This is a genomic window from Duganella levis (genome assembly GCF_009857605.1).
In the GTDB taxonomy this organism is placed as follows: Bacteria; Pseudomonadota; Gammaproteobacteria; order Burkholderiales; family Burkholderiaceae_D; genus Rugamonas; species Rugamonas levis.
This window is the reverse complement of sequence record NZ_WWCT01000022.1, coordinates 77,302-93,042: the sequence shown is the minus strand read 5'-3', so window position 1 is coordinate 93,042 and position 15,741 is coordinate 77,302. Positions and strand designations below refer to the sequence as shown.

Sequence of the window (15,741 nt, the reverse complement as noted above, 5' to 3'; positions counted from 1 at the left end):
CGGTGATGGGCTGATTCTTGCCTGGCAGATTACCCTTTTGGGGTAAGAGGGGCACTGTATTTGTGTGTACGATCAGGGTTGTCAACTTTGAAAGGGACACACCATGATCTACGGTTTAACTTACCTCGGTGTCATTCACACCCTGATCAGCCTGGTGGCGGTGTTTGCCGCGCTGATTTCCTTCGTGCGCTACAAAGGCATTGTAGCCAACAGTACGCTGGGACGGACCTATATCTGGACCACCGTTTTCACCTGCCTGACCGGCTTCGGCATCTTCCAGCATGGCGGCTTCGGCAAGCCGCATGTGCTGGGCATTATCACCCTGGTGGTGCTGGGCCTGGCCTGGCTGGCGGACCAGCGCAAGTTCGGCGCCAAATCGGCCGCCGTGTCGACGGTCAGCTACTCGCTGACATTTTTATTCCACATGATTCCGGCGGTGACGGAAACCACCACCCGCCTGCCATTGGGGGCGCCGTTGCTGTCGAGCGCCGAGGCGCCGGAGCTGAAGACCATCACCGGCATCATGTTCCTGTTGTTCCTGATCGGCGTGGTGCTGCAGTTGCGGCGCCTGAAGAAGGGCGCCGCAACCGGCCTGGCCGCTGCTTAGAGCAGTTCGCCCAGGAACACCAGCGAGTGGCCGTGCGCCTGCGCGCTGGCGCGCTGGTGGTAGGACTCGCGGTGGTTGCAGTTGAAGCCGTGCTCGGCGCCTTCGTAGACGTGGATCTCGACTTGCTCGTTGCTGTCGAAAGCTTCGGCGATGCTCTTCACGGCTTCCTGCGGGATGTGGCTGTCGGCGGCGCCGAAGTGCATCAGCAGTGGCACCTTGATTTCCGGCGCGCGCTCCAGTGAATTCTGGATGCCGCCGCCGTAGTAGGCCACGGCCGCATCCACCAGGCCGTTGGCGGCGGTGTGATACGACAGGCGGCCGCCGAAGCAGTAGCCCAGCGAGGCGACCTTGGCGCTGCCGACCGCGTCCAGGCCGCGCAGCACTTTCAGCGTGGCGGCGATGTCTTGCTGGGCGGTGGCGAAGTCGGTCGCCTGCATCAGTTCAACGGCGCGCTTCCAGCCGGCTTCGTCGTAGCCCAGCTCGATGCGGGCGCCATGGCGCCAGAACAGGTCCGGCGTGATGACCACGTAGCCGTCGGCGGCGTACTGGTCGGCGACGTTGCGGATGTGCTGGTTGACGCCGAAGATTTCCTGCAGCAGTACGATGCCGGGGCCCTTGCCGCCGCGCGGCAGCGACAGGTAGGCGCCGAACTTGCCGTCGGCTGTTTCAATATCGATCCACTGGGAATTGGTTTCCATGATGTCCTTGGTTGGTCTGGTTCAGAAAACGGCCATCGTACCCCGTTTTGCGCGGCTTTGCAGCGCGGCTCTGTAACATCAGTTATACACTTCGCGGGTATAGATCACCGGGCCGGAACGGAAGTTGCCGAAGGTAAGGGTGGCTGGCGGGTCGTACAGCGGCAAGTACGGGAACAGCGCCTGCAGCGACGCCTTCAGGCTGAGCTTGGCCGTGCCGGAGGCCTTGGGCATGGCCACCAGCAGCAAGCCTTTGCCGTTCTTGAGCGTGAGCGGGTTGTTCACCAGCCGCAAGGCGGTGCAATCCAGCGCGCCGGTGCAAGTCTTGAAGTCGCCGTCGGTGGCTTGCAAGGCCGCGCTGAAGGACTGCTGCGCCGACGGAAACGCCGGATTGAACAGCCAGGCGCCGGCGGCGCCGGAGTAGTACATGGCCTTGGCTTCGACCGGCAGATTGGTGGTGGGCGGGCCGAAGGCGTTGGCCAGCGTCAGGCGGCCGCTGACCACGGTGAGCGGCGGCTCGGCCGACCCGGCGCGCGCCGAGCTGGCGCCGTCGGTATCGGTGACGCGCAGGTAGATGGTGGTCGGCGGGCTGGTGGTGACGGTGGTGTTGGGCGGCGTCGGCGGCGCCTGGGCGGCAAGGAATTCCAGCGCCGGCAGGGACGAGGCCGGCGTGACGACCAGGGTCCCCACGCCGGTGTTCGGATTGGTGGCAAACAGGAATGTGGAAGGCGCGATCAGCTTGAAGCTGGTGTTGGCGGCGCCGTTCGCCGCCTGCGCGGGCGACAGGGTAATGCTGCGCACCACGTCTTCCGCATCGGCGGTGCCGACGGTTTTGAGGCGATAGTTTTCGGAGCCATTGGTGGCGTCCTTGTAGGCCTTGACCTGCACCGCGAACGGCTGCCGGGAATATACGAGGCGGCCGGTGCTGCCGTCCGCACAGGGATTGCTGTAGCCGCCGACATTGGCGCAGCTCATCGGTGACCCGGCCGGCAGCACCACGTCAAAGTGATGCGGCGCCAGGCGCAGGTCGAGGGTGCCGACCGTCCGGAAGCTGTTGAGTCCAGTCTTGCCCATGTAATAGCTGCTGCTGTTGGCCAGCTTGGCATTCAGCGTAATGACGCCGGTTTCGTTGTAGATCCACAGGCCGTTGTTGCCGGCCGTGCTGGCGCCGACGCCGTCGACGATCGGCGCGAAGGTGCCGATGGTGGCGGTGGGATTGCGGCCGTCGCTCGGCAGCTTCAGCACGATCGGACTCATGGTGAACGACTCCGCCGACTTCTCCTTGCCGAAGTTGGGCGTGACCTTGTTGGCGGCGTTGAACGCTGTCACGGTGAGGCGGAACGGATCGCCGGCGCGGGCGAAGGCGGCTGCCGAACCATTGAGGGCGGCGCCGCCCAGCGTCACCACCGGATCGGTGGCGGCGACGATCTGGAATGTCGCCGGCGCGGCGGTAAAGCTGGTGCTGCCGGCCACGTCGATGCTATTGGCGCTGTAGGCGGCCGCCACATTCATCAGGCCGACGTCCGGATATTGCAGCGGTACGCTGGCCAGGCCATTGGCATCGAAGCTGACGTTGACCGGCGTCGGGCTGCCGTTGCAGGCGGTCGCAGTCGGCGTGCTGCCAAGCGTCAGCGGCTGTGTGCCGCTGACCGGGTCCGAATAGCTGCAACTGAATTTGAGCGTGGCGCTGCCCTGCGCCAGCGGCACGCAGAAGGCGTTGTTGGGACCGGCCTTCTTGATCTGAATCGACAGCGTCGCGCTGGTCATCGACACGTGGTCCGGCGCGCTCATGGTCAGGCCGCTGGCGGCGAACACCATGTCGCACGGCTTGCCGCCGCTGGTGTTGACGCAGGTGGTGCCGGTGCCGGCCGACAGCGTGGCGGTGCCGGCGCTCGACTGGCTGACCGTGGCATTGGTGTCGCCGTTGATCGTGACCTGGCCGCCGCCCGGCGTCAGCGTGATGGTGGTGCTGCCGGTGTAGGCGATCGAACAGTCGCTGTTGGCGCAGGCGCGCAATTTCACCGTGGCCGGTTCGCAGGTCAGGCCTTTGCCGTCGTGGGTGATCTGGATGTGGTCGGGGCCGCTGGGAGCGGGGGCGCCGCAGGTCGGCTGGTAATTGGAATCGGCCTTGGTCACGCAGCTGCAGCCCTTGGCGCCGGGGCCGGTGCAGGTGATGGTCTTGCTGACGCTGTTGCCCCAGTCGATATAGATGGCATTGACCGACGCATTGCCGTTGATGATGGCGTTGCTGGAGCGGGTGACCACGTTGCGCGCCGACAGGTCGCCGTTGATGGTGGTGCCCGAGCCCATGTCGACATCGCCGGTGACGGTGGTATTGCCGTTGATGACGGCGTTGGAGGCGCGCATGGTCAGCGTGCCGGTGCCGACCTTGCCGGTGATGGCGGTGCCGCTGCCCATGTCGAGCGAGGTGGTGGCCGTGATGTCGCCCTTGACCGTGATGTTGGAGGCATTCAGCGTCACCACCGGCGAGGTGATGTTGCCGGTGACCGAGCTGCCCGAGCCGAGCGTGAACGAATTGCTGGCATTGACGTCGCCGTTCAGCGTGGCCGGCGAGTTGGTCTGGACCGTATAAGCGGTGATGCTGCCGTTGACCTTGATGCCCGAACCGAGATCGGCCACGCCGTTGCTGTTTTTAGGCAGCGTGATCGAGCCGTTGATGGTCACGCTGGAATTGGTGGTGATGCTGGTGGCGCTGACCGAACCGTTGATGGTGTTGCTGGAGCTGAGGTTGATGCTGCCTTTTACCGTCACCGGTCCCAGCGTGGTGCTGGAGCCGGTGGTCAGCGAGCCGGTGCCGGTGGTGGTGACCGCGCCGGTAATGGTGGTGCTGGAGCCGAGGTTGATGTCGCCGGTGGTGGTGACGGTGCCGCCGATGTAGGTCGAGGCGCCGGCGGTGGTCAGCGTGGCGGCGGTGACGTTGGCGGTGATGCTCTGCGCGCTGGCGCCCAGCTTGAAGTTGCCGGCGGCGGCCAGGGTGCCGCCCGTGACGTTGAGGCCGTTGGAGGCGGACAGGTCGATATTGCCGGTCGATTGCAGCACGGCGCTGCCGCTCATGCTCAGGCCCTGGGCGTAGGCCAGCGAGACGTCGCCGCTGACGATCACGGTATAGCCGCTGCTGATGACGGCCGTGTCATTCGTTCCCAGCGGCAGCGCGGCGCATTTGTAGACGGTGCCGGTGAGCGGGCAGATCGGCACGGTGTTGCTGCCGTTGAAGTTGACGTTGGCGGCCGAGGCGGCGCCGGCCAGCAGCAAGGCCGCAGCGGCCATACCCCAGCGGCCGCGCCGCAACATGATCAAAACATTAAGCCACACGAATATCCCCGGTTGTACGCCTTGCCTGAATTATAGGCGGACACGAGGAGTTTCCGTGTGGCAGTTTTTTAACGTTTAACCTTGGCGAAGGCGTCGCCGGCCTTCCAGGTTTGCATTTTGGGCGTATTGGCCACTTCGTAGCCCAGGTTGAGCGTGAACTGCGCCTGCTGCACCATGCCGGACAGGTCCCAGTCAGCGTGGTATTCATCCGACGGCTGATGGTAATCCTGTTTAAAAGCTACCAGGCGCGCGCGCGACTTTTCCTGGTCCTTGATGAAATCGAAGTAGCCGTCGCCCGAGAACACCGCCGAACCGACGTTGAAGGCCGGGATGCCAGCCTTGGCAAAGTTGAAATGGTCGGCGCGGAAGTAGGCGCCCGACAGGTCCGGAATGGCCGGCGCCAGCGTCAGGCCCATCTTTTTGGCCACCACGCCGGCCGCCTCGTACAGGCTGCTGCGCTCGGCGCCGGCAACGCCGATATCGCGTGTCTTGCCGACGAAGTTCATGCTATCGAGGTTGAGGTCGGCCGTGGTCTTGTCCAGCGGCCAGGCCGGATTCTTGACGTAAGCGGCGCTGCCCAGCAGGCCGGTTTCCTCGGCCGCCGGCCACAGGAACACCTGCGTGCGCTTGGCCGGATGTTTGACGGCTTCCTGCGCCATCGCCAGCAGCGCGGCCACGCCGGAGGCGTTGTCGATGGCGCCGTTCCAGATATGGTCGCCCTTGGCGGCATCATCGATGCCCAGATGGTCCCAGTGGGCCGAGTAGACCACCGCTTCCGATTTCAGCGTGGCGTCCGAGCCGGGCACGATGCCGACCACGTTGAATTGCTCGATCTGGCGGATCTTGCTTTTCAAATCCGCGTGCAGCTTGACCTTCAGGTCGACCGGGCGGAAGTCGCGGCGCTCGGCGTCGGCGCGCAACTTGTCGAGGTCGAAGCCGCCGGCGGCGAACAGCGCGCGCGCCGTGTCTTCCTGCACCCAGCCTTCGATCGGATTGCCGCTGCCGGCCAGGTGGAAGCGCTCGTGACTGAAGCTGGTGGCCGGCACGCTCCACGCGTAGGAGGCGGACGGCGTGGTGTGGATCAGCAGCGCGCCGGCGGCGCCCTGGCGCACCGCTTCCTCAAACTTGTACAGCCAGCGGCCGTAGTAGGTGTAGGCCTTGCCGGCGAAGCGGTTCGGCTCCTCGGCGGTCGGTTGTGGATCATTGACCATCATGACCAGGATCTTGCCCTTCATGTCGATGCCCTTGTAGTCGTCCCATTTTTCTTCGGGAGCGACCGCGCCGTAGCCGACGAATACCAGCGGCGCATCGATGGTGACGTCTTCCTTGCCGCCGAAGGTGCCGTAGACGATTTCGCTGCCGTTGGCCGGCGTCAGGATCTTGCCGCCGTCGGCGGTGAAGCGCACAAAGCTGGAAGGCAGCAGCTTAGTGCCTTCCATTTTTACGGACTGGCGGTAGGTGCCGTCGGCCAGCGGCTTGAGGCCGATGACGGCGGCTTGCGTCTCCAGATAGCGCACGGCGAGATCGCCACCACGCTGGCCGGTGCCGCGGCCTTCAAACAAATCGTCGGCCAGGAAGGACAGGTGAGCGCGCAACGGCGCTTCGGCGACAACCGGTTGCTGGGCGTGGGCTTGCAGGGCCAGGCCGGCGGCCAGGGCGATCAGGGAACGACGCATGTTTACTCCATAGTCTGATGCGGAAAGCGGTAATCTTACTGTATATCCCACAAAAAGGAGACCTATGAACACCATCATCATCACCGGCGCTTCGGATGGCATCGGCGCGGAAATCGCCCGGCAACTGGCGCGCAAACAGGGCGCCGGCGTGGCGCTGGTGCTGGCGGCCCGCAACGCCGCCGCATTGGAGCAAGTGGCGGCGCAATGTGCGGCGCTCGGCGCGCAGACGCTGGTGGTGGCTACCGACGTGGCGGTGCAGACGCAGTGCGTGGCCTTGATCGCCGCCGTCGTGGCGCGCTTCGGCGTGATCGATGCCTTGATCAACAACGCCGGACGTTCGGCGCACGCGTTGTTTGCCGAAGTGCCCGACCTGGCCTGGTATGAAGAACTGATGCGGATTAATTTGTGGGGCAGCGTGTGGTGCACGCATGCGGCGCTGCCGTACCTGACGCAGTCGCGCGGACGCATCGTCGCGGTTTCATCGCTGGCGGGGCTGATCGGCGTGCCGGGACGTACGGCCTACAGCGCCACCAAGTTTGCCATGGGCGGCTTCTTCGAGGCGCTACGCGCGGAGCTGAAGCCGGCCGGGGTCAGCGTGACGACTGCCTATCCCGGCGTGGTGGCGACGCAGATCCGGCATCGCGGCTTTAACGCAGCCGGCGGTCAGCTGGGCAGCAGCAGCCTGAAAGAAGACAAGGCCATGTCGGTGGAGGAGTGCGCGGCGCTGATCATCGCCGGCATGCAGTCGCGTCAGCGCGAGGTTGTGATGTCGTCCAAAGGCAAGCTGGGACGGTGGCTGAAGTTGATCGCGCCCGGGCTGGTGGAGAAGATGGCGCTGGCGGCGTTGAAGGACGACGTAAAACCATGATTGTAAGCAATTGTAATGGTCGTCAACTGGGTGATCTTGCGTCGCGTTTTCTGCTCATGCGACACAGGAATTGTCCTGATGCCGAAAACTCCGAAAAGGAAATCAATCATGTCCAAAGTTATCGCTACTCTGATCGCCGGCCTGTTCGCAACCGCAGCATTCGCACAAGCTCCTGCCACTCCTGCCGCCGCTCCAGAAGCCAAGCCAGCCGTGGAAAAAACCGAAGCGAAGCCAGTCGCCAAGAAAAAGCATCACAAGGCCAAAGAATCCAAAACGGCTGAAGCACCAGCAGCAGCCGCACCAGCAGCAAGCAAGTAATTAATTAACGATATAAACCGTATAAATTAAAGAGGACTGAATCATGAAAAAAGTAATCGCTACCCTGATCGCCGGCCTGTTCGCTTCCGCTGCTTTCGCTCAAGCTCCAGCACCAGCCGCTTCGGCTACCGCCGCTGCTTCGACCCCGGCTGCCTCGGCTCCTGCCGCTTCGGCGCCAGTCGCCAAGAAAGCCAAGCATCACAAGAAAGAAAAAGCTGCTGCTTCGGCAACCGCTTCGGCACCGGCAGCTTCGGCGCCAGCCGCCAGCAAGTAATTAAGCCTCGCGCTTGACGTACCGCCCCGGACCCATCGGGCCTGGGCGGTGCAAGAGAGAAGACGGATTCCAACTCCGTCTTTTCTGCGTTTAGCGATTCAGTTCCTCCAACAGCGTGCGATGGAAGGCCACCGGGTCTTCCATCTGTGGCGCGTGTCCCATGCCCTTGAACTCCACCAGCCGGGCGCCTGGAATCTTCTTCACCGTTTCCTTGCCCAGCACGTTGTAGTGGCCGATCTTGGCCTTCACGTCAGGCGGCGCCACGTCCTTGGCGATGGCGGTGGTGTCGGCGTCACCGATCAGCAGCGTGGTCGGCACCTTCAGCAGCGGGAATTCGTACACCACCGGCTGCGTGAAAATCATGTCGTAGATCAGCGCCGAATTCCACGCCACCAGCTTGTGGCCCGGACCCGCATTCAGGCCGGCCAGCATGTCTACCCATTTTTCGTATTCCGGCTTCCAGGTGCCGCCGTAGTAGGTGGCGCGTTCGTAGGCGCGCACGCTGTCGGCCGACAGCTTCTGCTCACGCGCATACCATTGATCGACGCTCGGACCGGGCACGCCGAGCGCTTTCCAGTCTTCCAGCCCGATAGGATTGACCAGCACCAGCCGCGCCACCGCATCCGGATACATCAGCGCATAACGCGTGGCCAGCATGCCGCCGGTGGAGTGGCCGATGAAGATCGCCTGCTTGATGCCGATATTCTTCAGCAGCGCATCGGTATTGGCCGCCAGTTGCTGGAAGGTGTACTGATAATGCTCCGGCTTGCTCGACGCGCAAAAGCCGATCTGGTCCGGCGCCACCACGCGGTAGCCGGCCTTGGTCAGTTCGGTGATGGTCTGGTCCCAGGTCGCGCCGCAGAAATTTTTGCCGTGCAGGAGGACGGCGGTCTTGCCATTGGCGGCAGCGGTCGGCGCCACATCCATATATGCCATCTCCAGCTTGACGCCCTGCGACGTGAAACTGTATTTCTGCACCGGATGCGGGTAGTTGAACCCTTCCAGTTGCGGGCCGTAAGTAGCGGCGGACGCCGAGCCGGCAAGCAGGGCAGCGGTGAGCAGGATGCGCATGGGGGAAACTCCGGGTAAGCAAAACACTTACTATAATCGAAGCTCCGCCAACATGAGGAACCAGTCGAAATGACAACACACCAACATACCTACCACGTGACCGTGCAATGGACCGGCAACCAGGGCAGCGGCACGTCGAGCTACCAGGCTTACGGGCGCGACCACACCATCAGCGCTGGCGACAAGCCGGCGATTGCCGGTTCGGCCGACCCGGCGTTTCGAGGTGACCGCAAGCGCTGGAATCCGGAGGATCTGCTGGTGGCGTCGACGTCGGCATGCCACAAGCTGTGGTATTTGCACTTGTGCGCCGAGGCCGGGATTGTCGTCATTGCTTATGACGATGAGGCGGAAGGCACGATGGTGGAAGGCGATCAAGGCCACTTCACCCGCATCGTGCTGCGCCCGTACGTCACCATCCGCACCGGCGACGATGTTGAACTGGCAGCCCGCCTGCATCACGACGCCCATGAGCAGTGCTTCATCGCCAACTCGCTCAACTTCCCGGTGGTGTGCGAGCCGGTGATTGATACGTCAGATAATCTTGACGGCGCAGTGACGCGCTAAGGCGAGGCCGGTCCGACGATGCTATTTCAGTGGCAAGAACAGCTCGGCAATCGCTTCGTGTTCTGGCACCTCTGGGAATAAGCTCAGCCGCTGGCAGTAAAGCGGAAAGTCGCCCGCCTCTTCGCCGCTGGCGGGAAGCCAATCGCGATAAAGGTAAAGCGCGGCATGTTCCAGATTGTCGGTATTGCCGACGACGCGCAGCACTGCGCAACGCCCGCCTGGAATCTGACTTGCTTTCATCTCCCCGCCGCTGACCTCAAACAGCGGAGGCACGCCGACACAAAGGTCAACGCTGTAGTCAGCCGGCGATTCGGGGCGTCGCTCGGAGCGCCAGACATTAAAGGTCGGGCTCGTTTTGGGATGCAAATTAAATGCGCGGCGCCACGCGATGAAACGCTGGATGGTGGCGCCGAGTGTTGCCGGATGACCTCGATGTTCCAGCATCGCGACTGGCGTGGGAGGGACATCGCGTATCGTTACATCAGCAGTGGTAAAAGTCTTTTGCATGAGTTTGTTCCTTGCATCGTCGAGAGGTGTAAACGCGAAATGCCACGGTTCCCAATCGGGAGACTTGCGGAACGCCGACGGCGATTGTCCAAACCGCTGCCGGAAAGAGCGGGCGAAGGCATCCGGCGCGTCATATCCAGCGTCCATCGCAATATCCGTGATGCTTTGCGTACCTCGATACGCCAGCCTGTATGAAGCGCGCTTCATGCGGGCAAGCAGAATATAGCGATGGACAGACAACCCGAAGGTCGCCGTGAACTGCCGGTGGAAATGATATTTGGAGTAGGCTGCAACACTGCACAGTAAATCCAGGTTCAGATTGTCATGGAGATGCTCATCGATGTAATCGCGTACCCGCTGCATTCGTGCCTGATGTTTTTGAATCGCCGTTGTCATTACCGTTGTCATGTTTTCCGTAGCAGCGCCAGTTTCGCATTTGACGGCACGACCTACTCGACCAATCTTGCGGTTCTGATCGATTCAATTTAGCTGTGTCTGTCTACTTCCGGTGCATCAACGCCGTCTTTGAAACGTACTTGCTGAATGTAGTCGTCGCGGCTGCATTTGTTCAGGTCTTCATCAAAGACCAGCTTATCGTTGCGCCAGACGCTGGCATGAACGCCATTGCTGGCGCCACACATCCACATCGCGTTACTGGCGCCTGGAATGCCTTCGAATTGAATCTTGTAGTGATTGCCACCGACGTTGCATCGTCTTTCTACCGTCTCTACCTTTTCCAGGTTATACGTTGTTGGGTTGAACTTCACCAGATCGGCAATATTCCACAAATCCATGCGTTTAGTCGGCGGATTGGCCGGAAAGAACAGGCCAATCTCCCACGTCAGATTTCGATGATGGCACTCCATGCCAACAAGAACCACACCATCTCTTTGTGTTTGATGGAGATCGTAGGTTGGAACCTCGGCACGACAAAGCGACGAGACAAGGAGTGGAAAAATGAGTGACGATAAGCGGAGGATATTCATATAGTTTGGATGGCGACACGAAGCCACGGCCAGCGGCCACGGTACGATGCGGCCTTGGCCACGAAGAGATCCTGGTAGGGCGTCAATGGATTGGTGGTGAGCAGGCCTTCGTAGAGCATTTCAATCCCGTTTGGCGCATAGACCGATTCCGGGCTCATGCCAACGCAGGTGGCTGGCATGAGGAAGCGGTCGATGCCATCGCGGGCGTTATGTAGTGCCGGGTACGGATGGCCAAAGTACGATTCATACCAAGTGTGGACGCGGGCCTGGTTCGACACTTCAACGGACAAGCCCAAGTCGGCGAGAATGTCATTTGCACGTGCTTGCACGTTCTGCTCGGCGTCCTGACTCAGGTCGGCACTATCGAAATAAAACAGGTCGTAGTCTTTGATATCGGCCTCCGGTGCGCGGCCAGTCTGGAGATTCCATATCGTCTGAAATAAGCAGCCGGCAACCAGCCAGCCATCAGGAAGTGCCAGGTCATCCCAGCGATCGACGATCGTGCGATTGTTATAGTTTTTCAGTACATCGGTGCGAAATCGATCTTGCATAGCGTTGAAAATATTCCAGCAAAAAGTGATGAGCTACGGAAGGATGACGGATTTAGGATTCACCGACTAGCGCCCGTTAGAATAAATGAGCTTAGTCCTACGTCTGGTGACCGACAGCTTGCGCCCCATCTCGGACTGTCGCGATTTTCCGCAACGAACCTAGTCAACAAGATTTTCTGAGCAACTTAGACTTCACCAAGAAGAAATCGGGCACTTTGGCTAGAAGGAGTCGGCACTTGCCCAATTTTAGGAATATACCCGCTAAGCTTCGCAATCCCCTCTAAATCAGAAATTCGATTCAAGTATGGAAGCGCGTATTCGCGTATCGCTTGCTCAACATCGAATGCAACGCTGCGAACCTCATTTGATGACACCACATTCCACCAAAAGTCCTCTTGAATAGGCAATAAGTGACCGATTCTTATCCCTGCATGACCACGTTGCTTTTGGGGGTCAGAAATCAAAGCCTCGCCATTCTGTACTGCGACCGCTGGCAGGTACGAATAAAGGTTGATGGTAAAACGAGTCCGATCTGGCGCGTTAAATTGGCTAGCTTGAACAACTAGATGAAGAGTAGCCTCTGAGGTTTGCCGAAAGAAATGGCGACGTAATTTCTTATATCCGTGTTCGCGTAGGATTGGTGAAATGCCCAATGCAACAACTTCATCAATAAGTTGAGTAGAAATAGTTTTTTCAGGCATTCTGCTCTCACATTGTTCTTCGATGTCTGCTGCTGGCCGTTTCCTGCCCGCAGCAAACCAAATAATTTCTAGTTACATTACGGGGAACCAGACCGATTTTTCCCATTTAGCATCAACTAAGACGATTAAGTGGTCGGGGTCCATTACCGCTACAGTTGCATCCGAGTTCACTATATTGAACAATATTGACCAGTAAGAAAACCCGAGCCCAAGGACATCATGGTCAAATCCGTCCTCTTCCAGGCGAGCGCTTGCACCTCCAAGTCTCAGTAGTAGATTCCTTTTACGGTACTCCGACTCAGCAAATTCACTCGCCACGAAAATTGCGCGTTCTTCAGAAATGCTCATTAGCTCTCACTTGATGGAACTGATAATGTTGCCAGCCTGAGGGCCGTCTGCTTTTGGCCGGGTGCTGTCGGCGGATAGTTTGGCTATTGACGAATTTGACGCTGTCGTCTAGCGTTCCAATTTGACCGGATCGCTAAGGCAAGCATCCAGAAATCTGCGAGTCGCTCCCTGTTCCTCTAAATCGCAAACATTGGAATTCGGTGCTTCAGGCAATTTCTTCAATGGCATATTCGCCAAATAAACGATCTGATCATCTTTCGAAAAAACGAACGTGCGCAGGTTTTTTGGTTGATGCACATTACCCATGATGAGCTTTTTAGCATACTTTTTTAGTCGAATTAAGTCATCAGGCTCAAATGGATAACGAGGCGAATACGTTGCCGAGCGAGGCGTTCCCCCATCCATCCACAGATCGGCATAGTCGCGATGCGCTTCTCCACTGATTGCATACTGCTCAAGCATTGTGTTTGGCGCACCGCTCCTTTCAAGACAGCCGCAGATGCGGTGCCCACGTTGATAAAACGTATAGCGCTGTTGCACCACGTAAGTAGTTCCGGAAAGCTCGGTTGTCCCCTTGTATTCCCAGACGCCAGAAAAATTCGACACCGCCACTCCCCCCGTCTGCGCGAGAACGAAGGTCGGAAGCAATAATCTTATTCCTAGAAAAATTCGATTTATCACTTCACCGCCTCTAAAACGATTGATCACCTAATCGATTGACCGCTACTGGCCGGTTGCAGTCAACTGCAATCAGAATAACATTGGGACAACCAACAAAACTCACAGAGTCCCACGTTTGGTTGTAGCGCTATTGGCCCGTACCATCGAACGATTGAACTCATGTGTCTTTGTTAGCGCTTGGTTTGAGTATAAGGGGCAATAAGAGCATTGCTACCATCACTAATCCCACTATTCCGACAATCACCGTTGCCCCTAGCCATGGGGTAAATTTTCGGAAATAGCCCACAACTGGGCCTGCAAAAAAAGCGCCAATAATGCAGCCTGCAATCACGCCAAGTATGGTACGGCAGAGAGCGCTACGTGACAGCCCAGCCTCGTATCGATTTAATTTATCCACAAAAAATCTCGTAAGTTTTGTTCTGATAAGGTGCATCATTACCGGCCGCTATTGGCCGGTTTCGGTCAACAATTTTATTGCACTAAAGCTGAGTGGGAGCTTTTCTCGCAAGAAATACACTTCTAACGATCGACCATAATCCCACAGATAGCCATGCTAAGCACCAGCCAACGGCGAAATAGCTTATCAAGCCGGAGAAAAAAAAGGGCCAAATCCATGCTGGGCCAGCGCCTACAGCGAGCAACATCAAAAAACCACACAGGGCGGCAACGATAACTATCGGCAATCCAAGACCTTGAGCAATATAACGCAAAATGCATCCCAGTCGTCCATGCCCACCGGCTCGAATTCTTTCCAGTCGTGAATTGAGAAATGACCAAGCCATAGCTACTGGTAACGACAAGAAAATTGCGGCCAACGCTACCACGCTAAAAATTGTAGTTGAATTCATTTTTTGAAATTTGAAGGTCCGCTATTGGCCGAAAGGAGTCCGCATCAGCGATGCGGATCCAACTCAGGGTAGTGCCTCAAAATCGGCCGGAAAAGGTGCTCATCGCATGCCGCCATCATGGGCCCCATATGCCGGTCCAGGCTCAGGCGGTCGGACTCTGGGGTGACTTCCTGAATTTTATGGATGATCACGTTCAGCTGCGCGGTCAGCTTCAGTACTTCTTGCATGAGTTCAGCAGCAATCTGCTTTTCCATCATTTCACCTTGTTTACATGAGCCAACCGTAGGGGAAGCCGTAACGCCACACATTGAATAGCTCATCGGAACTGTCCACTCCGCAAACAGCCATCACTTTGGTGAGGTACGACAGAATCTGGTCGCGCTCTTCGGACTCGGACGTACCGGGACGGGCCAGGGTGTGCTTGATTGTCCGCAGCACCGTGGAGCGTTGTGGTCGCGCAGGCAGTTCGGTAATCAGCGACTCAATGGTCGAGTCTACGGACGTTTGGGCGATGAGCCGTTCGCTTTCATGCATCGCCCCAGGGTAGAAGGCGGCCGGATCGGGGCCGAACTTGTGCTCTGACTTCAAACTGCGCAAATGCTGTATGACTTCGGGTGTGATGGCCAATTCATGGTCATGCAGACCTGTCGGCCAGACATAAAACGTGAGACCGGATACTCCGCCTACGACGATGGCTGCCACCAGCGCGGCGATCCCGGCCAATATTCTGATAAACAATTCTGCTCCGCTGTTGGTTAATTAGCACCAGGATAGCAGTTCGCATGACGGGAAAATCCGTTAATTCTCACCAATGTGGCGAGCGGCATGCCAGAACCACAGTCTGCTACCGTGGGCAAATTGATGCGCAACCCGCAGCATCCGCAGCAAGGTGGCAGCCGTTACGTGATGGGAGCCAAAGCAGTTCAAGTATTATTCCAACTGGAACTGACGGCCGACGTTCATTTTTCAGACCCCAGATCGCAAAAACAGCAAGGGCCAGACTCATGCCAATGCTGCAGGAGACCAGACTTAAAAACCAGTCTGAGGGAATCCACAGGGTGCAGGCTGCGCCTGCGATCGCCGCCCCGAATAGATACAACGCAGATGGCGGCTGAAATGATTTGTTGTCTGGCACACGTCTTCGGCTAATGCTGGTTGAGAAGGTTGTGCTTGGCCCCTGACCAAGCGCCTCTTAGATAAGGGACTAGTTCGGCATCCTTTTCGGCCAGCACCCATTGAGCAATTGACGGAACAAAACCATCAGGGCAGGTTCCGTTCAGAAGTTGGGACAGGCACGCTGTCACCCGGTGCTGAATTTCATTGACGCGGCGAAGTTCAGCCGGTGCGATCAGTTCGTTGGTTCCCGCTTCATAGCTGTTACGCCCGACGATCGTTATTTCAAAACCGAGCCGAGCCAGAAAGCGCAGCTTGTCGTCCAGGTCCAGGCTCTCCAGCCAAACGCCTTCCTCCTCGATGCTGGACATGATGCTAATGCCCGTTCGCGCGGCCCGTGACGATAATTGCCCAGTGGTAGATACTGAAGGCGCCCATGCTATTTCCTCGTAAGTTGCGATAACGATCAGAATAGCAGTTTGCTTATCAAAAAAATCCGTGAATTCTCACCGAGGCTTGGTCCTTGGCCCGGATTGCGCGAAAAGACGGCTTTTCGGGCCGATTTCACGTAAAAAACCGCGAGTACCGTCCAGACAGAGT

Annotated in this window: 17 protein-coding genes; 5 read left to right on the top strand and 12 right to left on the bottom strand. The window is 58.7% G+C overall.

Annotated elements, in window-relative coordinates:
- The first annotated feature begins 103 nt into the window (after positions 1–103).
- Positions 104–607 carry a DUF2306 domain-containing protein gene (locus tag GTP69_RS23425; protein ID WP_161057131.1) on the top strand — a complete coding sequence of 168 codons (504 nt, stop codon included), beginning with the start codon at positions 104–106 and terminating at the stop codon, positions 605–607.
- On the opposite strand, the gene GTP69_RS23420 is transcribed toward GTP69_RS23425, so the two are convergent.
- From GTP69_RS23420 to GTP69_RS23410, 3 genes are all read right to left on the bottom strand, one after another.
- On the bottom strand, positions 604–1,305 hold the full coding sequence (locus GTP69_RS23420; protein ID WP_161057130.1) for a dienelactone hydrolase family protein: 702 nt from the start codon (positions 1,303–1,305) through the stop codon (positions 604–606). The two genes, GTP69_RS23425 and GTP69_RS23420, sit on opposite strands and share 4 nt — an antisense overlap.
- A gap of 78 nt (positions 1,306–1,383) precedes the next feature.
- A complete protein-coding gene (locus GTP69_RS23415) occupies positions 1,384–4,635 on the bottom strand; it encodes a DUF6701 domain-containing protein (RefSeq protein WP_161057129.1) in 3,252 nt (1,083 codons plus the stop codon).
- 68 nt (positions 4,636–4,703) lie between these two features.
- Positions 4,704–6,311, bottom strand: coding sequence for a M28 family peptidase (locus GTP69_RS23410; RefSeq protein WP_161057128.1), 1,608 nt, complete (start codon positions 6,309–6,311; stop codon positions 4,704–4,706).
- Between the two features lie 64 nt (positions 6,312–6,375).
- Between GTP69_RS23410 and GTP69_RS23405 the strand changes: the two genes are divergently transcribed.
- The 3 genes from GTP69_RS23405 to GTP69_RS23395 all read left to right on the top strand — a co-directional run bounded on the left by GTP69_RS23405 (position 6,376) and on the right by GTP69_RS23395 (position 7,771).
- Positions 6,376–7,179: an SDR family oxidoreductase gene (locus tag GTP69_RS23405; RefSeq protein ID WP_161057127.1), complete on the top strand. Its 804-nt coding sequence runs from the start codon at positions 6,376–6,378 to the stop codon at positions 7,177–7,179.
- Between the two features lie 108 nt (positions 7,180–7,287).
- Complete coding sequence (locus GTP69_RS23400) at positions 7,288–7,497, top strand: hypothetical protein (RefSeq protein ID WP_161057163.1); 210 nt, start codon at positions 7,288–7,290, stop codon at positions 7,495–7,497.
- A gap of 43 nt (positions 7,498–7,540) precedes the next feature.
- Positions 7,541–7,771, top strand: a complete 231-nt coding sequence (locus tag GTP69_RS23395; protein WP_161057126.1) for a hypothetical protein — start codon at positions 7,541–7,543, stop codon at positions 7,769–7,771.
- A gap of 90 nt (positions 7,772–7,861) precedes the next feature.
- Here the strand turns inward: GTP69_RS23395 and GTP69_RS23390 are convergent, their stop codons facing one another.
- Entirely contained in the window at positions 7,862–8,842 is a 981-nt protein-coding gene (locus GTP69_RS23390; RefSeq protein ID WP_161057125.1) for an alpha/beta fold hydrolase, read from the bottom strand.
- Positions 8,843–8,911: 69 nt separating this feature from the next.
- On the opposite strand from GTP69_RS23390, the gene GTP69_RS23385 reads away from it, so the two are divergent.
- The gene (locus GTP69_RS23385; RefSeq protein WP_161057124.1) at positions 8,912–9,406 is read left to right on the top strand and encodes an OsmC family protein; all 495 of its coding nucleotides are present in this window, start codon (positions 8,912–8,914) and stop codon (positions 9,404–9,406) included.
- 21 nt (positions 9,407–9,427) lie between these two features.
- Here GTP69_RS23385 and GTP69_RS23380 read toward each other — a convergent pair whose 3' ends face one another.
- From GTP69_RS23380 to GTP69_RS23345, 8 genes are all read right to left on the bottom strand, one after another.
- Positions 9,428–10,309: an AraC family transcriptional regulator gene (locus GTP69_RS23380; RefSeq protein ID WP_161057123.1), complete on the bottom strand. Its 882-nt coding sequence runs from the start codon at positions 10,307–10,309 to the stop codon at positions 9,428–9,430.
- 89 nt (positions 10,310–10,398) lie between these two features.
- Positions 10,399–10,899: a hypothetical protein gene (locus tag GTP69_RS23375; protein WP_161057122.1), complete on the bottom strand. Its 501-nt coding sequence runs from the start codon at positions 10,897–10,899 to the stop codon at positions 10,399–10,401.
- Positions 10,896–11,450, bottom strand: coding sequence for a nucleotidyltransferase family protein (locus GTP69_RS23370; RefSeq protein WP_161057121.1), 555 nt, complete (start codon positions 11,448–11,450; stop codon positions 10,896–10,898). The genes GTP69_RS23375 and GTP69_RS23370 overlap by 4 nt, the downstream gene beginning before the upstream one ends.
- A gap of 185 nt (positions 11,451–11,635) precedes the next feature.
- Complete coding sequence (locus GTP69_RS23365; protein ID WP_161057120.1) at positions 11,636–12,151, bottom strand: DUF4304 domain-containing protein; 516 nt, start codon at positions 12,149–12,151, stop codon at positions 11,636–11,638.
- Between the two features lie 456 nt (positions 12,152–12,607).
- Complete coding sequence (locus GTP69_RS23360; RefSeq protein ID WP_161057119.1) at positions 12,608–13,147, bottom strand: hypothetical protein; 540 nt, start codon at positions 13,145–13,147, stop codon at positions 12,608–12,610.
- A 925-nt stretch (positions 13,148–14,072) separates the two neighbouring features.
- Positions 14,073–14,285 (bottom strand): hypothetical protein, encoded by a 213-nt coding sequence (locus tag GTP69_RS23355; RefSeq protein WP_161057118.1) that lies wholly within the window; start codon positions 14,283–14,285, stop codon positions 14,073–14,075.
- A 10-nt stretch (positions 14,286–14,295) separates the two neighbouring features.
- Entirely contained in the window at positions 14,296–14,766 is a 471-nt protein-coding gene (locus GTP69_RS23350; RefSeq protein WP_161057117.1) for a DUF4844 domain-containing protein, read from the bottom strand.
- Positions 14,767–15,173: 407 nt separating this feature from the next.
- Positions 15,174–15,512: a hypothetical protein gene (locus tag GTP69_RS23345; protein ID WP_161057116.1), complete on the bottom strand. Its 339-nt coding sequence runs from the start codon at positions 15,510–15,512 to the stop codon at positions 15,174–15,176.
- Between the last annotated feature and the right edge of the window lie 229 nt (positions 15,513–15,741).